This is a genomic window from Enterobacter sp. DN, assembly GCF_046054285.1.
GTDB lineage: Bacteria > Pseudomonadota > Gammaproteobacteria > Enterobacterales > Enterobacteriaceae > Enterobacter > Enterobacter hormaechei_C.
The window spans coordinates 64919-87250 of the sequence record NZ_JBJJTG010000012.1; the positions used below are offsets into that span (position 1 = coordinate 64919).

Here is a 22332-nt window from a genome sequence, read left to right on the forward strand (position 1 = left end):
AGTCATTAGCGAGGAGTGTAAGAAAGGGAAGAAATAGCCACCTTCTCGCCACTGACAGCCCAAATCTCGCGCTGGCAAGAAAGCAAAGATGAACGTGAGGGAGTTCACAGTTTCCAGTAATGGCGGGGTTTGCAGGCAGTGTGACGCTGACCGCATTTCCTGATCTTTCCGTCCGTTTCTTGAAAAACCGACAGCTTTTGCGCGGTTTGCTGTCAAAAATTTAAGGTGAGCGTGGAAGGCCTTAATTACTATTTTGAGAACTTTTCTCATTGGTGGGGGCCGTTATGACCGTACTGCACAGCGTCGATTTTTTTCCTTCGGGGGCTTCGCCGGTCGCGATTGAGCCACGGCTGCCTCAGGCTGCGTTCCCGGAGCATCATCATGATTTTCATGAAATTGTGATTGTTGAGCACGGAACGGGCATCCACGTGTTTAACGGTCAGCCGTATACCATCAGCGGCGGTACGGTGTGCTTCGTGCGCGATCACGACAGGCACCTGTATGAACATACCGACAACCTTTGCCTGACCAATGTGCTCTATCGTTCTCCGGATGCGTTCCAGTTTCTCTCCGGGCTGAATCAGCTGTTGCCGCAGGAGAAGGACGGTCACTACCCCTCGCACTGGCGGGTGAATCAGTCCACGTTGCAGCAGGTGCGTCAGCTGGTGAGCCAGATGGAGCAGAGCGAGGATGGACAGGAGACGCACGCCATTGCTACCCGCGAGCTGCTGTTTATGCAGCTGCTGGTGCTGCTGCGGCGCAGCAGCCTGGTGGAAGGGCTGGAAAATAACGACGCGCGTCTGAATCAGCTGATGGCCTGGCTGGAAGATCATTTTGCCGAAGATGTCTGCTGGGAAACGCTGGCGGATGACTTTTCGCTCTCGCTGCGCACGCTGCATCGTCAGCTCAAGCAGCATACCGGGCTGACGCCGCAGCGCTACCTCAACCGTCTGCGCCTGATCAAAGCGCGTCACCTTTTACGTCATACCGACGAAAGCGTCACCGATATCGCCTATCGCTGCGGATTCGGCGACAGTAACCACTTTTCGACGCTTTTTCGCCGGGAGTTTAACTGGTCGCCGCGCGATATTCGTCAGGGGAAAGACGCGTTGCTTCAGTAACGCGAGGGCAGTCACCGTTTTTTTGCTGCAAAAAGGCTAATAATGTCCGGTTATTCGCCGTAGAGGTTGTGGTGTGGCTGCTCAGCTCATTCTTCGCAAAGATGATTTTTTTGCCTCCGCGAGTCAGGCCGTCGCGGTGGCCGACCGCTACCCGCAAAACGTCTTTGCCGAGCACACCCACGAGTTTTGCGAGCTGGTGCTGGTATGGCGGGGCAACGGCCTGCACGTCCTCAACGACCGCCCCTACCGCATCACGCGCGGAGACCTGTTCTACATCCGCGCTGAAGACAAACACTCCTACGCCTCGGTTAACGATCTGGTGTTGCAGAACGTCATCTACTGCCCCGACAGACTTAAACTGAATGTCGACTGGGCGGGCAATATCCCCGGTTTTCATGATGCCAGAGGCGAACCGCACTGGCGCTTAAGCAGCAACGGCATGGCTCAGGTGCGCCAGACGATTTCCCAGCTGGAGCAGGAGAGCCAGAAGAGCGATCCGGTGGCAAACCAGATGTCGGAGCTGCTTTTTGCCCAGCTGGTGATGACCCTGAAGCGGCATCGTTACGCTACGGATAATCCCTCTGCTACCACACAGGAAGCGCTGCTGGATAAGCTCATCACCCGGCTTGCGGGCAGTCTGAACAAGAGTTTCGTGCTGGAAAAATTCTGCGAGCAGGAGCAGTGCAGCGAGCGCGCGCTGCGCCAGCAGTTCCGCACCCAGACGGGGATGACGGTCAACCATTATCTGCGCCAGTTGCGCATCTGCCACGCCCAGTACCTGTTACAGCATACGGAGCTGATGGTGAGTGAAGTGGCGATGCGCTGCGGCTTTGAGGACAGTAACTACTTTTCGGTGGTGTTTAACCGTGAGGTGGGGATGACGCCGGTTCAGTGGCGTCATCGCAGTCGAAAGGCAGCGTAATCAGTTCGCCATGCCGAGGCCGACGATATTGGCCGCAATGATAATCACCACACAGCCCAGGCTCAGCACGCCAACCGGACGACGCCCGGCGTTGTTCCACTCTTTCAGCACCAGCCCAACCAGCCCGCCGCACAGCACGTAGAAGCTCATGTGCAGCATCCAGCTCATGTAGTCATACTGCGCCGGAATACTGGCGTGACCCCAGGCGTAGAAGAAGAATTGCAGATACCACATCAGACCGCCGAGGGCGGAGAGCAGGACGTTGGTGACGATCAGTGGTTTTGCCAGCGAGAAGTCGGCTTTTACTGACAGGTTCTTCACTTTTGCCAGACGAATGAAGCAGAAGCCGAGGTTTACCAGCGCGCCGCCGCCCATGATCACCACGTAGCTTGGCAGGGCAGCGTACAGCGGATCGACGCCCAGCGCCGCAGCGGCGTCGTGCATCGGTTTGGCGGCGTTCATGGCGAACGACATGCCCGCCGAGAAGACGCCGCACATCACCGCCAGCAGCAGCCCTTTCTTCAGGTTGAACTCTTCGGCTTTGATGCCCATCTTGCGTTCTTTCAGCTGGCCTGCGCGGGTGACGATGCCCACGCCGATCACCGCCACCAGCACGCCCAGCAGCGTCATTCGCCCGCCCTGGGTGTTGATCAGCACGTCGAAGTGGCCGTTGAGGATTGGCGTCATCAGGGTGCCAACAATCAGCGTAATGCCAATCGCGATGCCAATCCCCATCGACATGCCTAGGTAGCGCATGGTGAGGCCGTAGTTGATATTACCGATGCCCCACATCGCGCCGAACAGGAATACCGGCAGCAGGGTGGAGGCGTTGAAGGAGGAGAAATAGCCCCAGAAATCCGGCAGCAGCATGACGCTGATTGTCCACGGCAAAATCAGCCAGGACACGGTACCGCCAACGGACCACATGGTTTCCCATGACCAGCCTTTCACCTTTTTAAACGGGGCATAGAAACAGGCTGCACTGGCCGCGCCTATCAAATGCCAGAAAATACCCATCGTAATCGCATGATTCATTTTTACATCCTCATCGTTTTTATAGCCGGAGGCTTCCCGCCGACTTGATGAGTGTAAAAATGAGGCGGTTTGGGAACCTTCAGAAGGTTGCCGCACTTTTGTTCAGGATGGCAATCAGCACGTTAAGCACGTGAGCAGACTCACAATTTTGTCATTTATCAAAAATCTAATAACCTTATAAAAACTACGGCATTGATAATCATTTTCAATATCATTTAATTAACTATAATGAACCAACTGCTTACGCGGCATTAACAGCTGTGCCGCCCGACAATAATGGAGAGGATTATGAGTTATACACTGCCATCCCTGCCGTATGCCTACGACGCACTGGAACCGCATTTCGACAAGCAGACGATGGAAATCCATCACACTAAACACCACCAGACCTATGTGAACAACGCGAATGCTGCGCTGGAAAGCCTGCCAGAGTTCGCCAATCTGCCTGTTGAAGAGCTGATCACCAAACTGGACCAGCTGCCGGCAGACAAGAAAACCGTGCTGCGCAACAACGCGGGCGGTCACGCTAACCACAGCCTGTTCTGGAAAGGCCTGAAAACCGGCACCACCCTTCAGGGCGACCTGAAAGCGGCTATCGAGCGTGACTTCGGTTCCGTTGACAACTTCAAAGCGGAATTCGAAAAAGCCGCTGCAACCCGTTTCGGCTCTGGCTGGGCGTGGCTGGTCCTGAAAGGTGACAAACTGGCGGTCGTTTCTACCGCTAACCAGGACTCCCCGCTGATGGGTGAAGCTATCTCTGGCGCATCCGGCTTCCCAATTCTGGGTCTGGACGTGTGGGAACACGCTTACTACCTGAAGTTCCAGAACCGTCGCCCTGACTACATCAAAGCCTTCTGGGATGTAGTGAACTGGGACGAAGCAGCAGCGCGTTTCGCCGCTAAAAAATAAGGTTGCATTGACGCCTGTGAGAAGCGAGTCTGATGACTCGCTTTTTTTGTATCTGAAGGAGTGGAGATGCATTACCCGGTGAATGTGTTTACAGGCAAGGTAAGGGAGTACGAAGGCAGCCGCCCGAGCGCCATCGCCAAAGTGCAGGTCGACGGTGAGCTGACGTTGACCGATCTCGGGCTTGCGGGTGACCAGCAGGCTGAAAAGAAAATCCACGGCGGGCCCGATCGCGCGCTGTGCCACTATCCGCGCGAGCACTATCAGCACTGGAAAGCCGAATTTCCTGAACAGGCGGACCTCTTCGTTGCCCCCGCGTTTGGCGAAAATCTCTCAACGGAGGGGCTGACGGAGAAGAACGTCTTTATCGGCGATATTTACCGCTGGGGCGATGCTTTGATTCAGGTCACCCAGCCGCGCTCACCGTGCTTTAAGCTTAATTACCATTTCGGCATTCAGGATATGTCGGCCCAGCTGCAAAACGCGGGTAAAACCGGCTGGCTGTATCGCGTTGTGCAGGCGGGACAGGTTTCGGCGGATGCGCCGCTTGAGCTGGCTTCGCGCTTGAGTGAGGTGTCGGTATACGAGGCCTGCGCAATTGCCTGGCATATGCCGTTTGATGACGAGCAGTATCACCGCCTGCTGTCAGCGGCGGGATTATCCACCAGCTGGACCAGAACGATGCAGAAGCGGCGGTTAAGCGGCAAGATCGAGAGCAGTTCGCGGAGATTGTGGGGGAAAGAGGTTCCGTAGAAAGTAGGCCGGGTAAGGCGAAGCCGCCACCCGGCACATACGGTTACGAACGCTTATACAGCGGCAGCCATAGCGTTAACCTCAGCCCGCCCAGCGGGCTGTCATCGGCTTTCACCCAGCCACGGTGCTGTTGCATGGCGGTTTCAACAATCGCCAGACCTAGCCCCGTACCACCAGATTCACGGTCGCGCGCCTCGTCGGTGCGGTAGAACGGACGGAAAATCTGCTCGCGATCTTCCGGGCTGACGCCAGGACCATCGTCATCGACAATGACGGTAATCCCGTCTTTATCCACCGAAAACGCCACTTCAATCTTCGTGTGCGAATAGCGCAGGGCGTTACGCACGATATTCTCCAGCGCGCTTTCCAGCGTGTTGGGGTTACCGTAGAGCGGCCACGGGCCCGGCGGGAAGTTGACGGTGAACGATTTGCCCATCTGCTCCGCTTCGAACGCCGCGTTGTCCAGCACCTCATGCCAGAGGTGATTGGCTTTCACCGTTTCGCTCACCAGCGCGTTTTTCTGCTGATTGCGAGACATCACCAGCAGATCGTTGATCATGCTGTCCAGGCGATGCGCTTCCGTCTCAATACGCTCCAGCTCTTTACTCTCACCGCTGCGGCGGCGCAGCAGGGCGGTACCCAGCTGTAAGCGCGTGAGCGGCGTCCGCAGCTCGTGGGAGATATCCGACAGCAGGCGTTGCTGCGCGGTCATCATGCGGTCAAGAGCAGAGACCATCTGGTTAAAACTGGTTCCGGCGGCCAGGAACTCCTGCGGCCCGGATTCCAGCTCCGGATGCTGCCTCAGGTTGCCCTGCGCCACTTCGTCCGCCGCATTTTTCAGCTTACGCGCCGGTTTCGCCAGGCTCCACGCCAGCCATAACAGCAGCGGGGAACTGACCAGCATCGTGACAATCAACAGCAAAAGCGGACGGTCAAACAGCAGGTTGATAAAGTCGGACTGGGAACTGCTCGCAGGGCGAATCAGATAGAGCTGGTAATTGTCTTCCCCATCCCGCACCGAGAAAGGACCGACCATCTCTACCCGACCATATTTCTTTTTCTGTGGGTGATCGGCATTATCCGCCTGGCCAATAAAGTTGCGGATAATCTGCATTTCATTGCGATCGGCCCCAATCACGCGGCCTTCACTGGTGACCAGTAAAAGACGTTGTCCGGGGGGCGCCCACTTGTCGATAGCGCGAAACAGCCTGCGCCACCACATTAAATCGTTCGGCGGATCGTTTGCCAGCTCCGCTTCCACGTGCTGCTCGATCATCACGCCCTGACGTTGCTCGCTGTCGAGTAGCTCCGTCATCTGGCGTGAGTCGAGTTTTGGCAACATCAAAACGAGCATTAAAACCAGTGCCAGCGTCAGCCAGAAGATGGCGAAGATGCGGGCGGTTAAGCTGCCTATCATGAAGCGGAAACCATCAGATAACCACGACCACGCAGGGTTTTGAACCAGGGATGACCGTCTTTACGCTCCGGCAGCTTACGGCGCAGGTTCGAGATATGCATGTCGATGGCGCGGTCAAACGGGGTGAGGCGTTTGCCCAGCACTTCCTGGCTTAAGTGTTCACGCGACACCACCTGGCCGAGATGCTGCGCCAGCAGATACAGCAGGGTGAACTCGGTGCCGGTTAGCTCCAGCGTTTCACCGTCGAAGCTCGCTTCCTGGCGGCCCGGGTTCAGGCTCAGGGAGTCTACTTCCAGCGTAGGCGAGCTGTTGTCGGTATTCTGCTGCTGCTCGCTCCAGTGAGAGCGGCGCAGGATCGCGCGAATACGGGCCACCAGTTCACGGTCGTTGAACGGCTTAGGTAAATAGTCATCCGCACCCAGCTCAAGGCCGAGTACGCGGTCAAGCTCGCTGCCGCGTGCGGTCAGCATAATGACGGGGGTCTGGTGTGTCTGGCGAAGCTCTTTCAACGTATCAATACCGTTTTTCTTCGGCATCATGACGTCGAGCAAAAGTAAATCGATGCTGTCGTCAAGGAGACTCAGCGCCTGTTCCCCATCATGGGCAACCAGGACGTTGAAACCTTCCATGTCGAGCAACTCCTTTAAAAGAGATGTGAGCTCTCGGTCATCATCAACTAACAGGATTTTATTCATTGTTTAAATACCTCCGAGGCAGAAATTACGACATCAAGGCTATCTAATCCATGACTTTACGTTGTTTTACACCCCCTGACGCATGTTTGCAGCCTGAATCGTAGACTGTCTCTCGTTGAATCGCGACACGAAAGATTTTGGGAGCAAGTGATGCGCAAAGTTACCGCTGCCGTCATGGCCTCAACGCTGGCCTTCAGTGCGTTTAGCCAGGCTGCTGTAGCTATCATCAGCGATAACGGTTCCTCAGCAGAGGGCGCAACGCAGCACAGCAGCCAAAGCCATATGTTTGACGGCATAAGTTTAACCGAACATCAGCGTCAACAGATGCGAGATCTGATGCAGAGGGCAAGACACGACCAGCCCCCTGTTAATGTTAGCGAAATGGAGACAATGCATCGCCTTGTCACCGCAGAAAATTTCGACGAAAGCGCTGTACGCGCTCAGGCCGAAAAAATGGCGCAGGAACAGGTTGCCCGCCAGGTAGAGATGGCGAAGGTTCGCAACCAGATGTTCCACCTGCTAACGCCCGAGCAGCAAGCGGTTTTGAATACCAAACATCAGCAACGTATGAATCAGTTGCGTGAGGTTGCACGGATGCAGCGAAGCTCAGATATGACGCTTTTCAGTAGCAATAGCAGTACCCGTAGTAACCAGTAAACCCTGTTTTCCTTGCCATAGACACCATCCCTGTCTTCCCCCACATGATGTGGGGGTTTTTTTTGCCCATTGTTCAGGTTTGTTAACGCTTTATTCATCCTTTCACTCCACCACCATCCGTTATACTAGCGCCATGGCATGACAGGAGTGTTTATGAATCAATCCTATGGACGGCTGGTAAGCCGGGCCGCAATAGCCGCGACGGTGATGGCGTCGTGTTTGCTGATCATTAAAATTTTCGCGTGGTGGTACACCGGGTCGGTCAGTATTCTGGCGGCACTGGTGGATTCACTGGTGGATATTGCCGCCTCGCTGACCAACCTGCTGGTGGTGCGCTACTCGCTGCAACCGGCGGATGAAGAGCATACGTTTGGCCACGGCAAAGCGGAATCGCTGGCCGCGCTGGCACAAAGCATGTTTATTTCGGGCTCTGCGCTTTTCCTGTTTTTGACCGGTATTCAGCATCTTATTTCGCCTTCTCCGATGAACGATCCGGGCGTTGGCGTGGTCGTAACGGTAGTTGCACTTATAAGCACACTTGTTCTTGTAACGTTCCAGCGCTGGGTTGTACGCAAAACACAAAGCCAGGCTGTACGGGCCGATATGCTTCATTATCAGTCTGATGTTATGATGAATGGGGCTATTCTTATTGCGCTTGGTCTGGCCTGGTATGGCTGGCATCGGGCCGATGCTTTGTTTGCGTTAGGGATAGGGATCTATATTTTATACAGCGCCTTGCGGATGGGGTATGAAGCGGTACAGTCGCTTCTTGACCGTGCGCTTCCGGATGCAGAACGTGATGAAATTTATGCCATCGTGACCAACTGGCCTGGCGTCAGTGGTGCTCACGATCTTCGTACGCGGCAGTCAGGGCCGACCCGCTTTATTCAGATTCATTTGGAAATGGAAGACAACCTGCCACTGGTTCAGGCGCATATGGTCGCTGAACAGGTGGAGCAGGCGATTTTGCAGCGTTTCCCTGGGTCAGACGTCATTATTCATCAGGATCCGTGCTCTGTCGTACCCAGGGCGTTTTGAGCTTTCGTAATTCGTTGTAAAAAAGTGAGCCAGAGCAGCATTTTGTGGATAAATTACCACCATATGGCCTGACCTGAATCAATTCAGCTGGAAGGGATTGATATACTATTTGCAGTATTCGACGGTTGAACAGTTTCTTCCGGCAGCAGATTTCAATTTTGCATTCCTAAGTTCAGAGGTAGTCATGATTAAGAAAATCGGTGTGTTGACAAGCGGCGGTGATGCGCCGGGCATGAACGCGGCAATCCGTGGGGTTGTCCGTGCAGCGCTGACGGAAGGTCTGGAAGTTTTTGGTATCTATGACGGTTACCTGGGTCTGTATGAAGACCGCATGGTTCAGCTCGACCGCTACAGCGTGTCTGACATGATCAACCGTGGCGGTACTTTCCTCGGTTCTGCGCGCTTCCCGGAATTCCGTGACGAACACATCCGTGAAGTGGCTATCGAAAACATGAAAAAACGGGGTCTGGATGCGCTGGTGGTTATCGGCGGCGACGGCTCGTACATGGGTGCAAAACGTCTGACTGAAATGGGCTTCCCGTGCATCGGCCTGCCTGGCACCATCGACAACGACATCAAAGGCACCGACTACACCATCGGTTACTTCACCGCGCTGGGTACCGTTGTGGAAGCGATTGACCGCCTGCGTGACACCTCTTCCTCACACCAGCGTATTTCTATTGTTGAAGTGATGGGCCGTTACTGCGGTGACCTGACTCTGGCGGCGGCAATTGCCGGTGGCTGTGAGTTCGTGGTGGTGCCGGAAGTGGAATTCAGCCGTGAAGATCTGGTCGCTGAAATCAAAGCCGGTATCGCGAAAGGTAAGAAACACGCCATTGTTGCTATCACCGAGCACATCTGTGACGTTGACGAGCTGGCGAAGTACATCGAAACCGAAACCAAACGCGAAACCCGCGCGACCGTTCTGGGTCACATTCAGCGTGGTGGTTCCCCAGGCCCGTACGACCGTATCCTGGCGTCCCGCATGGGCGCGTACGCGATCGAGCTACTGCTTCAGGGACACGGCGGCCGCTGCGTCGGTATCCAGAACGAGAAACTGGTTCACCATGACATCATCGATGCCATTGAAAACATGAAGCGTCCGTTCAAAGGTGACTGGCTGGACTGCGCGAAAAAACTGTACTGATTGGCTCTGTTGCCCGGTGGCGGCAAGGTAAATGCAAAACGGTAACCCTTGGGTTACCGTTTTTTATGGTTGCTCCCTCTCCCGTGGGAGAGGGTTGGGGTGAGGGCATCAGGCCGCTCATTCGCTTTTTTTTATTCCTGCACGTTATAGCCAATCTTTTTTTATTCTTTAATCATCGGTTAGCTTTCTGGCACGCTGCATTCATCAAAACACTACACAAGAGAACTGGGCGATGAATAAATGGGGCGTGGGGTTAACATTATTGCTGGCATCGACCAGCGTTCTGGCAAAGGACATTCAGTTACTGAACGTGTCGTACGATCCGACGCGTGAACTGTACGACCAGTACAACAAAGCTTTCGCGGCGCACTGGAAACAGGAAACCGGCGATAACGTGGTGGTTCGCCAGTCTCACGGCGGTTCCGGTAAGCAGGCGACATCGGTGATCAACGGTATTGAAGCCGATGTGGTTACCCTGGCGCTGGCTTATGACGTGGACGCGATCGCGGAGCGTGGCCGTATCGACAAAAACTGGATCAAGCGCCTGCCGGACAACTCTGCGCCATACACCTCGACCATTGTCTTCCTGGTGCGTAAAGGCAACCCGAAACAGATTAAGGACTGGAACGACCTGATTAAGCCGGGCGTGTCTGTCATCACCCCGAATCCAAAAAGCTCCGGCGGCGCACGCTGGAACTATCTGGCAGCCTGGGGCTACGCGCTGCACCACAACAACGGCGATCAGGCCAAAGCACAGGACTTCGTCAAAGCACTGTTTAAAAACGTCGAAGTGCTGGACTCCGGCGCGCGCGGCGCAACCAACACCTTCGTCGAACGCGGCATTGGCGACGTGCTGATCGCCTGGGAAAACGAAGCCCTGCTGGCGACCAACGAGCTGGGTAAAGACAAGTTCGAGATCGTCACCCCGAGCGAATCCATCCTCGCTGAGCCGACCGTCTCCGTCGTCGATAAGGTTGTTGATAAGAAGGGCACCAAAGCGGTGGCGGAAGCCTATCTGAAGTACCTCTACTCACCTGAAGGGCAGGAAATTGCGGCGAAAAACTTCTACCGCCCACGCGATGAGGCCGTCGCGAAGAAATACGAAAACGCCTTCCCGAAACTGAAGCTGTTCACTATTGATGATGTGTTTGGCGGCTGGACCAAAGCGCAGAAAGAGCACTTCTCTAACGGCGGCACCTTCGACCAGATCAGCAAGCGCTAAGCGTTTTACAAAGAACGACACGGTAACCCGGTGTGAGAAATCCGCCGGGTTTTTTATTTGGTCATCATTTTGCGTTACTCTTTTGCCTCTATTGAAAACAGGGAACGCGTTGTGAAAAAAATTATCTTACTGATTCTGATCGTTATCGCCCTTGCCGCAGGCGGCGTGTACTGGATGAAAGCGGGTAATCCGAATGCGTTGCGTCATATCGTTCTCGACCAGTGTGTGCCCAACCAGCTGCATAACCGTAACCCGGCACCGTGTGCGCAGGTGAAGCCAGATGCGGGCTACGTGGTGTTCAAGGACCGCAACGGGCCGCTGCAATACCTGCTGATGCCCACGTACCGTATCAACGGCACCGAAAGCCCGCTGCTGACTGAGCCGCAGACACCGAATTTCTTCTGGCTGGCATGGCAGTCTCGCCATTTTATGAATATGAAACGGGGGGCCGACGTGCCTGACAGCGCCGTTTCGCTGACCATCAACTCCCCGACCGGGCGCACGCAAAACCATTTTCATATCCACATCTCCTGTCTGCGCCCAGACGTGCGCGAGAAGCTGAACGCGTCGCAGGGGCAAATCAGCACCCAGTGGTTACCGCTTCCGGGCGGGCTGGAAGGGCATGAATACCTTGCCCGTCGGGTGACGGAGAACGAACTGGTGCAGCGCAGCCCGTTTATGATGCTGGCGGAAGAGCTGCCGGAAGCCCGCGATCATATGGGACGCTTCGCGCTGGCGATGGCGCAGCAGTCGGACGGCTCGTTTGTATTGCTGGCGACAGAGCGTAACCTGCTTACCTTTAACCGCGCGTCGGCTGAGGAATTGCAGGATCATCAATGCGATATCCTGAAGTGACCCCACCATAAATAGCGTTTACTCGCCCTGCCTGTCGCCGTAGACTTGCTGAAAAATTCTACAGGAGACAGGTATGTCGCTCTGGTTAACGCATCCTCTGCTGCTTCCCTCGCTGATCGTCGGCGTCACCATCGTGCTGTGGGCGACGTCGCTGTTGCCGGAATTTATCACCGCGCTGCTGTTTTTCACGGCGGCGATGACCGCCAGAATCGCCCCGCCGGAAGTGATCTTCGGCGGCTTCGCCTCGTCTGCCTTCTGGCTGGTGTTCAGCGGCTTTGTGCTGGGCGTGGCGATTCGGAAAACCGGCCTGGCGGACAGGGCCGCCCGGGCGCTGTCGGCAAAGCTTACCGACTCCTGGGTGCTGATGGTGGCGAGCGTTGTGCTGCTGAGCTATGCCCTGGCATTCGTGATGCCGTCGAACATGGGACGTATTGCGCTGCTGATGCCGATTGTCGCCGCGATGGCGAAGCGGGCCGGCATTCCTGATGGCTCGCGGGCCTGGTTTGGCCTGGCGCTGGCGGTCGGGTTTGGCACCTTCCAGCTCTCGGCCACTATTTTGCCCGCCAACGTGCCCAACCTGGTGATGAACGGCGCGGCGGAAGGCTCATACGGTATCCACCTCAACTATGTCCCGTATCTGCTGCTGCACACTCCGGTGCTGGGTATTCTCAAAGGCCTGATTCTGATTGGCCTGATCTGCTGGCTGTTCCCCGGCAACCCGAAACCGGCGAAGGATCTCACGCCATCGGAACCGATGGGGCGTGACGAAAAACGACTCGCCTGGCTGCTGGCGGTGGTGTTGACGATGTGGGTGACGGAGAGCTGGCACGGCGTTGGGCCAGCGTGGACGGGGCTGGCGGCCTCGGTCATCGTTATGCTGCCGCGCATCGGTTTTATCACCGGGGAGGAGTTCTCGGCGGGGGTGAATATGCGCACCTGTATTTACGTCGCGGGTATACTCGGGCTGGCCATTACGGTGACGCAGACCGGTATCGGTGCGGCCGTAGGCGAGGCGTTGCTCCATATCATGCCGCTGGATGCAGACCGCCCGTTTACCAGCTTCCTGGCGCTGACGGGGATCACCACGGCGCTCAACTTCATTATGACCGCCAACGGCGTTCCTGCGCTGTACACCACGCTGGCGCAGAGCTTCTCGGACGCGACCGGCTTCCCGCTGCTGTCGGTGATCATGATTCAGGTGCTGGGGTATTCCACGCCGCTGTTGCCGTATCAGGCGTCGCCGATTGTAGTGGCGATGGGCTTAGGGAAAGTGCCTGCGAAGGCGGGGATGCTGCTTTGTCTGGCGCTGGCGATTGCGACGTATCTGGTGCTGCTGCCGCTGGATTATTTGTGGTTTAGCGTGTTAGGTCGTTTGTAGGGCGGGTTAGCGAAGCGCCACCCGCCACAAAGGCAATTACGCCTGCTTAGCCGCTTCTGCCGCTTTAACGATCACCGCGAAAGCGTCTGCTTTCAGGGATGCGCCGCCAACCAGTGCGCCATCGATGTCTGGCTGGGTGAACAGCTCAGCTGCGTTTGATGCGTTAACGGAACCGCCGTACTGGATGATGACCTGCTCAGCCACTTTCGCGTCTGCTTTTGCAATGTGGTCACGGATGAACTTGTGCACCGCCTGTGCCTGCGCTGGAGTTGCAGATTTGCCGGTACCGATCGCCCAGACTGGCTCGTAAGCGATAACCGCGCCTTCGAACGCTGCCGCGCCCTGGGTTTTCAGCACAGCGTCGATCTGACGTGCGCACACTTCTTCGGTTTTGCCTGCTTCGTTTTCTGCTTCGGTTTCACCGATGCACAGAACCGGGATCAGACCCTGCTCTTTCAGCACAGCGAATTTCTTCGCGATGAACTCATCGGATTCTTTGTGATAGGTGCGACGCTCGGAGTGGCCGATGATGATGTATTTCGCGCCGATATCTTTCAGCATTTCAGCGGAGGTTTCACCGGTGAACGCGCCAGACAGGTTAACGTCAACGTTCTGCGCGCCCAGAATGATGTGGCTGCCGTCAGCGGCACGTTTAGCCAGATCCAGGTACATATCCGGCGGAGCGATAGCAACCGCGCAGCCGGTCACGCCAGCCAGCTCTTTACGCAGGTTAGCAACCAGTTCGTTTACCATGTGGCGGCTGCCGTTCAGTTTCCAGTTACCCATCACTAAAGGATGTCGCATTTCAATTCTCCACGCTCAATAAGCGAATTAAGGAATATGGCCGCCCTGTCGGGCAGCATGGTCTGTGAATCAGTATAGAGATTTTCCCTCGAAAGGCTTTGCTTTTTGTCATTAATTCGCCCCCTCGAGTGCGTCTGATAGGGCCAGCTTAATCGGTTCAACCGCGAAGGTCAGCCCCTTTTCGCCGTTATCTGCGACGACATAGCGAACGGCACCTTCCGTATCGGCGTAATAGCGTTTGTTTTTCCCGGCGGTAAGCAGTTTTTGCAGCTTTTGCTGGCTTTGCGCTTTCGTGAAGGTGGGGGTAAAGGCGCGCAGAATAGCGCTCATGTACTCCAGCGCTTTCGCTTTCGCCGCTTTCTGCTCTGGCCCCTGAATCGGCAGCCAGGTGATCTGCATACTTTTGATTTTTAACGTTCCGCGCTCAAGGGCGGTAGAGGCATACAGATTCTCGTTAATTTTGCTGGCCGCGCGGGTCAGGGTCGGCGTATCGCGGGCGCTGTCAATCGCACGGAACTCTCCCAGCGGAAGTGAGGGGTTTTCTTTGTTGAAGGCTTCGCGGAACTGGCTGATAGATTGATCGAAAGAGGGGGCGCCCGCCAGAAGATAGGGGGCGGTGACCGGGGAAGCCGTTTCCGCGGCATACAGGGAAAAACTGGCGCTCAGCATCGCTAAACACAAATAAAGAGAGTGTGCCGAACTTTTCATCAACATTGCCCCTGGCCGTCATTGCCCATGATTAAAACGATATCTGGTCGGCTTGTCAAAAGGTCACAACTCCAGGGTAAAATGCGGGCTAAACAATAATAAGGAACCTTACATGACCATACAGCAGTGGCTGTTTTCATTCAAAGGGCGTATTGGACGCCGTGACTTCTGGATCTGGATTGCAACGTGGGTTGTCGCCATGCTGCTTCTGTTTTTTGTTGCCTACAACGCATGGCTGAGCACGCAAACGGCGGCATTTGCGCTGGTCTGTTTACTGTGGCCAACCGCCGCCGTAGTGGTGAAACGTCTGCACGATCGTGGCCGCTCCGGCGCATGGGCTTTCCTGATTATTCTGGCGTGGATGCTGGTGGCGGGGAACTGGTCAATGCTGCCCTCAATCCTCCCATGGGTGGTGGGCAGACTGCTGCCGACGGTTATCTTTGTAATGATGGTTGTCGAACTGGGCGCGTTTATCGGCACCCAGAGCGAGAACAAATATGGAAAAGATACCCTTGAGGTGAAGTACCGCTGATCACCAGTAGTGTTCGGCGGTCATGTGGCCCGGCCGGCGGCGAAGGTGCTTCGTCATCTGCCGGGTATCCTTCAGCAACTGCTGCGTATCGCGTACCATCTGCGGATTACCGCACAGCATCACATGGCTGGTTTCGGTATTCATCGGTAAACCCACCGCTTCTTCCAGCGCGCCGCTTTCAATCAACGCCGGAACGCGACCGGTTAACGAGCCGGCTGCGGTTTCGCGGCTGACCACCGTCTGAATTTTTAACTTCCCGCCATATCGCTGTTCCAGCGCCTGCATCTGCGGCAAATAGCTCAGGTCTGCGGCGTAGCGCGCGGCGTGAACCAGCACGATATTTTTAAAGCGCTCCAGATCTTTGCCGTATTGCAGAATGGAAAGATACGGGCCAATGGCCGTGCCGGTCGCCAGCATCCAGAGCGTGTCACAGTCGGGGATTTCATCCAGCACGAAGAACCCCGCCGCGTCGGAGACAATCTGCACTTCATCGCCCGGTTTCAGCGCGGCGAGGCGCGGGCTGAGCTTACCGTCCGGGACGGTGACCAGATAGAACTCAAGGTCCGGGTTATCAGGCGCATTAACGTAAGAGTAGGCGCGCTGTACGCGTTCACCGTCGATATCCAACCCGAGCTTGGCAAACTGCCCGGCAGTAAACGGATGAACGGGAGCGTGCAGCGTGAGGCTAAATAGCGCATCGGTCCAGAACTGTACCTTTGTGACTTTACCTGTTACCCAGTCCGCCATGATCTTCTCCTGTGCTGTTTCTCTCTTCTATCTTCCGTACTTGCGGGAAACATTTCCAGCCCATTCGGGCCGGAAAGCTCTATCGATCAAACGGTTTTACAGAATGTGCGTCTGTACGTCCGGATCTTTACGATCGAGATAATGAATGGACTTAATGCGACGAATGGTGCGGGATTTACCACGGATCAGCAGGGTTTCAGTGGTGGCCATGTTGCCCTTGCGGGTGATGCCGTCCAGCAGATCGCCTTTGGTGATGCCGGTTGCGGAGAAGACCACGTTATCGCTGCGGGCCATCTCGTTCAGCGCGAGCACTTTATTGGCCTCGATGCCCATCGCCGCGCAGCGCGCCAGTTCGTCTGCACCAATGCGAAGGTTCTCGTCGCTGTCGCCTTTGACCTCATGGCGTGGCAGCAAACGCGCCTGCATATCGCCGTCCAGCGCGCGGATCACTGCCGCAGAGACCACACCCTCCGGCGCGCCGCCGATGCCGTAAAGCACGTCGACTTCGCTGTCAGGCATGCAGGTCAGAATAGAGGCGGCAACGTCGCCATCCGGAATAGCAAACACGCGTACGCCGAGCGCTTGCAGGTACGCAATGGTGGCGTCGTGGCGCGGTTTCGCCAGAATGGTCACGGTGAGTTCGCTGAGCGCTTTACCCAGCGCCGCAGCGATATTGCGCAGGTTGGCGTCCAGCGGCAGGCTAAGGTCGATAGCGCCTTTAGCGCCAGGACCGACGATCAGTTTTTCCATATACATATCGGGGGCGTTGAGGAAGCAGCCCTTATCGCCCACCGCCAGTACCGCCAGCGCGTTGGCCTGGCCCATCGCCGTCATACGCGTGCCTTCGATCGGGTCGACCGCGATATCCACCGCATCACCTTTGCCCGTCCCGACTTTTTCACCGATGTAGAGCATCGGGGCTTCGTCGATTTCGCCTTCGCCAATGACGATAGTGCCATCGATATTGACCTGATTAAGCACAATGCGCATGGCGTGGACGGCAGCGCCGTCTGCGGTATTTTTGTCGCCACGGCCCAGCCACTTGTAGCCTGCGAGGGCGGCAGCTTCGGTGACGCGGGAAAACTCGATAGCAAGTTCACGTTTCATGAGGTACTCGTACAATCAAAAGGAATTGCACGAAGTTTATCACAGAGTGGGGAGGGGCGAAGGGACCGGTGCGGTCGGAGCCCCTCACCCTAACCCTCTCCCAGGGGAGAGGGAATATAGGTTTACTCGTCGTGCTCTTCCCACGCCAGGGCACGTTTCACCGCTTTCTTCCAGCCGCTATAGCGGTAGTTGCGCTCGGTGGTTTCGATGCCAGGACGGAATTCGCGTTCGATAACCGCTTTTTCCTGAAGCTCGTCGAGGTTTTGCCAGAAGCCAACCGCCAGACCTGCCAGATACGCCGCGCCCAGCGCCGTCACTTCTCGCACCTCAGGACGTTCAACGCGGGTGCCCAGAATGTCGGACTGGAACTGCATCAGGAAGTTGTTGGCTACCGCACCGCCGTCCACGCGCAGGGCGTGCAGACGAATGCCGGAGTCAGCCTGCATCGCTTCCAGCACGTCGCGCGTCTGGTAGGCGATGGATTCCAGCGTCGCGCGAATGATGTGGTTTGAGTTCACGCCGCGCGTCAGGCCGAAAATCGCGCCGCGGGCATACGGATCCCAGTACGGTGCGCCCAGACCGGTGAACGCTGGCACCACGTACACGCCGTTGGTGTCTTTCACTTTGGTCGCGAAGTATTCGGAGTCAAACGCATCGCTGATCAGCTTCATCTCGTCGCGCAGCCACTGAATGGAGGCACCCGCCATGAATACCGCGCCTTCCAGGGCATAGTTCACTTCGCCGCGCGGGCCGCAGGCGATGGTGGTCAGCAGACCGTTTTCTGATTTCACCGCTTTCTCGCCGGTGTTCATCAGCATAAAACAACCGGTGCCGTAGGTGTTCTTCGCCATCCCTTCCTTGACGCACAGCTGGCCGAACAGGGCCGCCTGCTGGTCACCGGCGATACCGGCGATAGGAATACGGGTGCCACCTTTACCGCCAATGTTGGTCTGGCCATACACTTCTGAAGACTTACGGACTTCTGGCAGCATCGCGCGCGGAATGTCCAGCGCGTCCAGCATCTTGTCATCCCACTCAAGGGTGTTGATGTTGAACAGCATGGTGCGCGAGGCGTTGGTGTAGTCGGTAACGTGAACGCGTCCCTGAGTCATCTTCCAGATAAGCCAGGTATCGACGGTGCCGAACAGTAGCTCGCCACGTCGTGCGCGCTCGCGTGAACCTTCCACGTGGTCGAGGATCCACTTCACTTTGGTGCCGGAGAAATAGGGGTCAACCACCAGGCCGGTGGCGCTGCGCACGTACTCTTCCATTCCTTCGCGCTTCAGCTGTTCGCAGATCTCTGACGTACGACGGCACTGCCAGACAATGGCGTTGTAGATGGGCTTACCGGTTTCTCGCTCCCAGACCACAGTCGTTTCACGCTGGTTGGTGATACCGATAGCGGCAATCTGGTCAGAACTGATGTCGGCTTTCGCCAGCACTTCCACCAGCGTGGAGCTTTGCGACGCCCAGATCTCCATCGGGTCGTGTTCTACCCAGCCTGGACGCGGATAAATTTGCTCAAATTCGCGTTGAGACACGCTGACAATGTTCGCGTCATGATCCATTACGACAGCGCGGGAGCTGGTGGTGCCCTGGTCGAGCGCAACGATATATTTTTTTTCGGTCATGGTATGTGTCCCGTAGTCAGATTACAGCGAAGCTTTTTGTTGTGTGGTGGAAGCCGTCTCTTTCTCCTCTTCCACACAGGTGTCGCACGGTAAGTGGCGACCAATTAATTTGCGATAGCCGAATGCGCCCAGCGCCGCCCCTACGATTGGCCCGAACAGCGGAACCAGGAAGTAAGGAATGTCTTTGCCGCCCGTGAAGGCGACATCGCCCCATCCCGCAAAGAAGGCGAAGGTTTTTGGACCCAGGTCACGCGCCGGATTCATCGCAAAGCCGGTCAGCGGACCCATGGATGCGCCAATTACCGCAATCAGAAGGCCAATCAAAAGTGGCGCCAGCGGGCCGCGCGGAATGCCGTTTCCATCGTCGCCCAGCGCCATGATGACGCCCATCAGAATAGCGGTAATCACCATCTCAACCGCGAACGCCTGCACAAAATTGATATGCGGATTCGGATACGTTGAGAAAATGCCTGCCAGATCCAGACTTTCGACACTGCCACGCACCATATGATGCGTCTGTTCGAAGTCGATGAAAAGATTGTAATAAAGCCCGTAAACTAACGCCGCTGCGCAAAAGGCGCCGGCAAATTGCGAAATGATAAAAGGAACAACTTTGCGTCCGTCAAAACACGCGAATAGCCACAACGCGATGGTCACCGCCGGGTTAAGATGTGCACCGGAAACCCCTGCGGTCAGGTAGATGGCCATCGCCACGCCCAGACCCCAGATAATACTGATTTCCCACTGACCAAAACTGGCACCCGCCACTTTCAGTGCTGCGACACAGCCTACTCCGAAGAATATCAACAACCCGGTACCCAGGAACTCGGCAATACACTGGCCTTTTAAGGTTGATGTCTGACTCATAATCGGAATCCTGCAAAAGAGTAATGTTTATTGTTTGCGTGACCGCCCGTGACAGTCACGATGCCCTGTAGACATAGTGTTAATTTATCGTTAACGAGCACAAACGAGAAATATCGAAATCTAAATGTGTGGTCTGCGTCAATAAAATGAGCGTTTTCGCGCCATAAAGCGCGTTTTTGCATCAGATAATGATTATGGGCTGAATCATTTCTTTAACTTATGGGTTAACAACTTAGGGGTATATGCGGCGAACGCACCAGGACGAGGCCGAAAAGTGTTGCAAACCGCGATCTGCGTGGCATGCCGCTGGACAGGGGCGACGGCGCTCCATACAATCGGAACATATGTTGTGCGCGTTTACGTTAAAGCGTCGCCTTGCAATTCAGGAGAGGTAGGATCATGTCTTTAGAAGTGTTTGAGAAACTGGAATCGAAAGTACAGCAGGCGATTGACACCATCACGCTGCTGCAAATGGAAATTGAAGAGCTGAAAGAGAAGAACAACTCCCTGTCACAGGAAGTTCAGAATGCTCAACACAGCCGTGAAGAACTGGAGCGCGAAAACAACCAGCTGCGCGAACAGCAGAACGGCTGGCAGGAACGCTTGCAGGCGCTGCTGGGACGTATGGAAGAAGTTTGATTTCCTTAGGGAATGCATTGAACAGGCCGGGTAAGGCGAAGCCGCCACCCGGCTTTTTTATGGTTTCCGCTAACCGATATCAAACCATAAAAAAGGCCGCCCTGGGCGGCCTTAACGCTACTTGTCCTGCGCTGTCGTAGCAAAAGCAACAAACCCAACAGGTTCATCGCTCTTTACAACGAGTACGCTGGCGACAATGAACGCGATACATAAATAGCGTTTCATTATGCGGTCCCTGCTGCTTACCGCTCCACCGTTCACCATCGGTGATAAGTCGGTGGACACAAGCCCGGTTAAAGGTTGCTTTACGGTTGTGAATACACCTTCCCCTGGACCGATGCCCATTTGCGAGATGGCGGAAAGGGACACAGCATCATAATGAGCAACAGCTGCGGAGTTAAGGTTTCCACACATAATTAGGAATTTATAAAGGGTCGACAGGGGTTACCTGAGGAATGAACCAGGGTAAGATAAAAATCCTGGTTAAAGGTTGCAATATCACCCAACGGACCGCGAATCCCGAGGGACAAAAAAACCGCCACATTGCTGTTGGCGGTTTTTTTATGCATCTCGCTTACCGATTAACTACTCAATATCCAGCGCATCCTCAGAAAGGATAATGCCGGTATTGTCAGCATAAAGGTGGTCACCCGAGAAGAAAGTCACGCCGCCGAAATTGACGCGCACGTCGCTTTCGCCGATGCCGTCGCCCGCTGCGCCTACCGGTATGGCCGCGATGGCCTGAATCCCGATATCCAGGTCTTCGAGATCGTCCACCTGACGCACGGAACCGTACACCACAATGCCTTCCCACTCGTTCTGGACGGCAATTCCCGCCAGTTCAGCATCAATCAATGCACGGCGCACGGAACCGCCGCCGTCGACCACCAGAACGCGGCCACGGCCGTTCTCTTCGAGCAGATCGTACAGCAACCCGTTGTCCTCGAAACATTTCACCGTGATGATTTGTCCGCCAAACGACGACCGTCCACCAAAGTTGGAGAACAGGGGTTCAACGACGTTGACATCTTCCTGGTAGATGTCACAAAGCTCGGAGGTATCGTATTTCATAGGTTTAACGCTCTGTTGCTGCGAATGTGTTCAGTATATCGTGCGAAATGCGTTGTTGGCAAAATCATCAATTGTTAATTGATATTTGTCAGCTAACTCAGCGTCTGGCTTAAGACAATCCCGATGACGAACAGCAGGTTAGTCAACAGCGCGCCTTTTACCGTACGTTCCAGCATCGGTGGCATGGCGGCCGGGCTGAGTTCACGCATAACGTAGCGGGCCTGCTTAATCAGCAGCGGTGCGGCGAGCACAAACAGCCAGCCCCAGAGGCTGTGCAGCGAAATCAGATTGAACAGCGCCAGGCAGACCAGCGCGCCGATGAGCAGGCAGGCGTGATAGCGGCGTGCATTCACCGGACCCAGACGCACGGCCAGCGTGTTTTTACCGTTCTCGCGGTCGCTATCGATGTCGCGCAGATTATTGATATTCAGCACCGCCGTCGCCAGCAGACCACAGGCGGTCGCCGGCAGGAACAGGGCAGGGATCACCGTGTGCGCCTGTAAGTACCAGCTTCCCATCACGCTCAGCCAGCCGAAGAACACCAGCACGGAGATGTCGCCCAGACCAATATACCCGTAAGGACGCGTCCCGACGGTATAGGTAATGGCTGCAATAATGGCGAGCAAGCCCAGCACCAGGAAGCCAATGAAATCACTGGTGGTTTTCGAGGCGACCGTCACCAGCGCCAGCCCGGACAGGCAAATCAACACCACGGTGATAATCAGCGCCCGCTTCATCTGTGCCTGGGTAATCACCCCTTTTTGCATGCCGCGCAGCGGCCCGATGCGGTCAGGCTTGTCGCTGCCTTTTACCGCATCGCCGTAATCATTGGCGAGATTAGAGAGGATTTGCAGCAGCCCGGCGGTGACAAGCGCCAGACCTGCTACCAGCGGATCGAAATGACCCTGCCACCAGGCAAGCGTGGTACCGACGATAATGGCGGCAAAAGCCAGAGGAAGCGTTTTAGGACGCAGACTTTCGAGCCACGCCTGTGTACGGCTGATATCAGTCATAGTTATTTAGCCAATAAAAATGGGGGCCATAGCCCCCATCAACAGTGATGAAAATGCATTGAACGCG

The 22332-nt window shown here is 55.7% G+C and carries 23 protein-coding genes; 12 read left to right on the forward strand and 11 right to left on the reverse strand.

The window, feature by feature from the left end; all coding sequences use genetic code 11:
- The first annotated feature begins 284 nt into the window (after positions 1-284).
- Together rhaS and rhaR are read left to right on the forward strand one after the other, a co-directional pair.
- Positions 285-1121: an HTH-type transcriptional activator RhaS gene (gene rhaS / locus ACJTMZ_RS20730; protein WP_015569934.1), complete on the forward strand. Its 837-nt coding sequence runs from the start codon at positions 285-287 to the stop codon at positions 1119-1121.
- Between the two features lie 73 nt (positions 1122-1194).
- On the forward strand, positions 1195-2043 hold the full coding sequence (gene rhaR, locus ACJTMZ_RS20735) for an HTH-type transcriptional activator RhaR (protein WP_017382695.1): 849 nt from the start codon (positions 1195-1197) through the stop codon (positions 2041-2043).
- Here rhaR and rhaT read toward each other — a convergent pair whose 3' ends face one another.
- Positions 2044-3078, reverse strand: a complete 1035-nt coding sequence (gene rhaT / locus ACJTMZ_RS20740; RefSeq protein WP_252011132.1) for an L-rhamnose/proton symporter RhaT — start codon at positions 3076-3078, stop codon at positions 2044-2046.
- Between the two features lie 288 nt (positions 3079-3366).
- On the opposite strand from rhaT, the gene sodA reads away from it, so the two are divergent.
- Positions 3367-3987: a superoxide dismutase [Mn] gene (sodA, locus tag ACJTMZ_RS20745; RefSeq protein ID WP_003861999.1), complete on the forward strand. Its 621-nt coding sequence runs from the start codon at positions 3367-3369 to the stop codon at positions 3985-3987.
- A 66-nt stretch (positions 3988-4053) separates the two neighbouring features.
- On the forward strand, positions 4054-4737 hold the full coding sequence (yiiM, locus tag ACJTMZ_RS20750) for a 6-hydroxyaminopurine reductase (protein WP_017382697.1): 684 nt from the start codon (positions 4054-4056) through the stop codon (positions 4735-4737).
- 43 nt (positions 4738-4780) lie between these two features.
- Here the strand turns inward: yiiM and cpxA are convergent, their stop codons facing one another.
- Both cpxA and cpxR read right to left on the reverse strand, forming a co-directional pair.
- Entirely contained in the window at positions 4781-6154 is a 1374-nt protein-coding gene (gene cpxA, locus ACJTMZ_RS20755) for an envelope stress sensor histidine kinase CpxA (protein WP_015569937.1), read from the reverse strand.
- Positions 6151-6849 carry an envelope stress response regulator transcription factor CpxR gene (gene cpxR, locus ACJTMZ_RS20760; RefSeq protein ID WP_003862004.1) on the reverse strand — a complete coding sequence of 233 codons (699 nt, stop codon included), beginning with the start codon at positions 6847-6849 and terminating at the stop codon, positions 6151-6153. Before cpxR ends, cpxA begins: the two co-directional genes overlap by 4 nt.
- A 150-nt stretch (positions 6850-6999) precedes the next feature.
- Between cpxR and cpxP the strand changes: the two genes are divergently transcribed.
- From cpxP to ACJTMZ_RS20790, 6 genes are all read left to right on the forward strand, one after another.
- The gene (cpxP, locus tag ACJTMZ_RS20765) at positions 7000-7506 is read left to right on the forward strand and encodes a cell-envelope stress modulator CpxP (RefSeq protein ID WP_003862006.1); all 507 of its coding nucleotides are present in this window, start codon (positions 7000-7002) and stop codon (positions 7504-7506) included.
- A 153-nt stretch (positions 7507-7659) separates the two neighbouring features.
- The gene (fieF, locus tag ACJTMZ_RS20770) at positions 7660-8544 is read left to right on the forward strand and encodes a CDF family cation-efflux transporter FieF (RefSeq protein WP_017382698.1); all 885 of its coding nucleotides are present in this window, start codon (positions 7660-7662) and stop codon (positions 8542-8544) included.
- Between the two features lie 184 nt (positions 8545-8728).
- On the forward strand, positions 8729-9691 hold the full coding sequence (gene pfkA, locus ACJTMZ_RS20775; protein ID WP_003862009.1) for a 6-phosphofructokinase: 963 nt from the start codon (positions 8729-8731) through the stop codon (positions 9689-9691).
- Positions 9692-9923: 232 nt separating this feature from the next.
- Complete coding sequence (locus ACJTMZ_RS20780) at positions 9924-10913, forward strand: sulfate ABC transporter substrate-binding protein (RefSeq protein WP_003862012.1); 990 nt, start codon at positions 9924-9926, stop codon at positions 10911-10913.
- A gap of 111 nt (positions 10914-11024) precedes the next feature.
- Positions 11025-11768 carry a CDP-diacylglycerol diphosphatase gene (locus ACJTMZ_RS20785; protein ID WP_023304637.1) on the forward strand — a complete coding sequence of 248 codons (744 nt, stop codon included), beginning with the start codon at positions 11025-11027 and terminating at the stop codon, positions 11766-11768.
- A 73-nt stretch (positions 11769-11841) separates the two neighbouring features.
- The gene (locus ACJTMZ_RS20790) at positions 11842-13146 is read left to right on the forward strand and encodes an SLC13 family permease (protein ID WP_252011131.1); all 1305 of its coding nucleotides are present in this window, start codon (positions 11842-11844) and stop codon (positions 13144-13146) included.
- Positions 13147-13182: 36 nt separating this feature from the next.
- On the opposite strand, the gene tpiA is transcribed toward ACJTMZ_RS20790, so the two are convergent.
- Both tpiA and ACJTMZ_RS20800 read right to left on the reverse strand, forming a co-directional pair.
- Positions 13183-13950: a triose-phosphate isomerase gene (gene tpiA / locus ACJTMZ_RS20795; protein ID WP_003862019.1), complete on the reverse strand. Its 768-nt coding sequence runs from the start codon at positions 13948-13950 to the stop codon at positions 13183-13185.
- 111 nt (positions 13951-14061) lie between these two features.
- A complete protein-coding gene (locus ACJTMZ_RS20800; protein WP_017383094.1) occupies positions 14062-14658 on the reverse strand; it encodes a DUF1454 family protein in 597 nt (198 codons plus the stop codon).
- Positions 14659-14770: 112 nt separating this feature from the next.
- Between ACJTMZ_RS20800 and ACJTMZ_RS20805 the strand changes: the two genes are divergently transcribed.
- Entirely contained in the window at positions 14771-15190 is a 420-nt protein-coding gene (locus ACJTMZ_RS20805) for a DUF805 domain-containing protein (RefSeq protein ID WP_006808672.1), read from the forward strand.
- On the opposite strand, the gene fpr is transcribed toward ACJTMZ_RS20805, so the two are convergent.
- The 4 genes from fpr to ACJTMZ_RS20825 all read right to left on the reverse strand — a co-directional run bounded on the left by fpr (position 15191) and on the right by ACJTMZ_RS20825 (position 19542).
- Positions 15191-15937, reverse strand: coding sequence for a ferredoxin--NADP(+) reductase (gene fpr / locus ACJTMZ_RS20810; protein WP_003862024.1), 747 nt, complete (start codon positions 15935-15937; stop codon positions 15191-15193).
- A 96-nt stretch (positions 15938-16033) separates the two neighbouring features.
- Positions 16034-17044, reverse strand: a complete 1011-nt coding sequence (glpX, locus tag ACJTMZ_RS20815) for a class II fructose-bisphosphatase (protein WP_015569942.1) — start codon at positions 17042-17044, stop codon at positions 16034-16036.
- A 122-nt stretch (positions 17045-17166) separates the two neighbouring features.
- Entirely contained in the window at positions 17167-18675 is a 1509-nt protein-coding gene (glpK, locus tag ACJTMZ_RS20820; RefSeq protein WP_006808669.1) for a glycerol kinase GlpK, read from the reverse strand.
- Between the two features lie 21 nt (positions 18676-18696).
- Positions 18697-19542, reverse strand: coding sequence for an MIP/aquaporin family protein (locus ACJTMZ_RS20825; RefSeq protein ID WP_015569943.1), 846 nt, complete (start codon positions 19540-19542; stop codon positions 18697-18699).
- Positions 19543-19941: 399 nt separating this feature from the next.
- Here ACJTMZ_RS20825 and zapB point away from each other — a divergent pair, with 399 nt between their 5' ends.
- Positions 19942-20181, forward strand: coding sequence for a septal ring assembly protein ZapB (gene zapB, locus ACJTMZ_RS20830; protein WP_003862031.1), 240 nt, complete (start codon positions 19942-19944; stop codon positions 20179-20181).
- A 585-nt stretch (positions 20182-20766) separates the two neighbouring features.
- On the opposite strand, the gene rraA is transcribed toward zapB, so the two are convergent.
- Together rraA and menA are read right to left on the reverse strand one after the other, a co-directional pair.
- Positions 20767-21252 (reverse strand): ribonuclease E activity regulator RraA, encoded by a 486-nt coding sequence (gene rraA, locus ACJTMZ_RS20835; protein ID WP_015569946.1) that lies wholly within the window; start codon positions 21250-21252, stop codon positions 20767-20769.
- Positions 21253-21344: 92 nt separating this feature from the next.
- Positions 21345-22271, reverse strand: a complete 927-nt coding sequence (gene menA / locus ACJTMZ_RS20840) for a 1,4-dihydroxy-2-naphthoate polyprenyltransferase (RefSeq protein WP_087924327.1) — start codon at positions 22269-22271, stop codon at positions 21345-21347.
- Between the last annotated feature and the right edge of the window lie 61 nt (positions 22272-22332).

Excerpts from the sequence above, each read along its gene's own strand:
- rhaS (WP_015569934.1), top strand. The coding sequence starts at position 285 with ATGACCGTACTGCACAGCGTCGATTTTTTTCCTTCGGGGGCTTCGCCG.
- rhaT (WP_252011132.1), bottom strand. The coding sequence starts at position 3,078 with ATGAATCATGCGATTACGATGGGTATTTTCTGGCATTTGATAGGCGCG.
- sodA (WP_003861999.1), top strand. The coding sequence starts at position 3,367 with ATGAGTTATACACTGCCATCCCTGCCGTATGCCTACGACGCACTGGAA.
- yiiM (WP_017382697.1), top strand. The coding sequence starts at position 4,054 with ATGCATTACCCGGTGAATGTGTTTACAGGCAAGGTAAGGGAGTACGAA.
- cpxA (WP_015569937.1), bottom strand. The coding sequence starts at position 6,154 with ATGATAGGCAGCTTAACCGCCCGCATCTTCGCCATCTTCTGGCTGACG.
- cpxR (WP_003862004.1), bottom strand. The coding sequence starts at position 6,849 with ATGAATAAAATCCTGTTAGTTGATGATGACCGAGAGCTCACATCTCTT.
- cpxP (WP_003862006.1), top strand. The coding sequence starts at position 7,000 with ATGCGCAAAGTTACCGCTGCCGTCATGGCCTCAACGCTGGCCTTCAGT.
- fieF (WP_017382698.1), top strand. The coding sequence starts at position 7,660 with ATGAATCAATCCTATGGACGGCTGGTAAGCCGGGCCGCAATAGCCGCG.
- pfkA (WP_003862009.1), top strand. The coding sequence starts at position 8,729 with ATGATTAAGAAAATCGGTGTGTTGACAAGCGGCGGTGATGCGCCGGGC.
- ACJTMZ_RS20780 (WP_003862012.1), top strand. The coding sequence starts at position 9,924 with ATGAATAAATGGGGCGTGGGGTTAACATTATTGCTGGCATCGACCAGC.
- ACJTMZ_RS20790 (WP_252011131.1), top strand. The coding sequence starts at position 11,842 with ATGTCGCTCTGGTTAACGCATCCTCTGCTGCTTCCCTCGCTGATCGTC.
- tpiA (WP_003862019.1), bottom strand. The coding sequence starts at position 13,950 with ATGCGACATCCTTTAGTGATGGGTAACTGGAAACTGAACGGCAGCCGC.
- ACJTMZ_RS20800 (WP_017383094.1), bottom strand. The coding sequence starts at position 14,658 with ATGAAAAGTTCGGCACACTCTCTTTATTTGTGTTTAGCGATGCTGAGC.
- ACJTMZ_RS20805 (WP_006808672.1), top strand. The coding sequence starts at position 14,771 with ATGACCATACAGCAGTGGCTGTTTTCATTCAAAGGGCGTATTGGACGC.
- fpr (WP_003862024.1), bottom strand. The coding sequence starts at position 15,937 with ATGGCGGACTGGGTAACAGGTAAAGTCACAAAGGTACAGTTCTGGACC.
- glpX (WP_015569942.1), bottom strand. The coding sequence starts at position 17,044 with ATGAAACGTGAACTTGCTATCGAGTTTTCCCGCGTCACCGAAGCTGCC.
- glpK (WP_006808669.1), bottom strand. The coding sequence starts at position 18,675 with ATGACCGAAAAAAAATATATCGTTGCGCTCGACCAGGGCACCACCAGC.
- ACJTMZ_RS20825 (WP_015569943.1), bottom strand. The coding sequence starts at position 19,542 with ATGAGTCAGACATCAACCTTAAAAGGCCAGTGTATTGCCGAGTTCCTG.
- zapB (WP_003862031.1), top strand. The coding sequence starts at position 19,942 with ATGTCTTTAGAAGTGTTTGAGAAACTGGAATCGAAAGTACAGCAGGCG.
- rraA (WP_015569946.1), bottom strand. The coding sequence starts at position 21,252 with ATGAAATACGATACCTCCGAGCTTTGTGACATCTACCAGGAAGATGTC.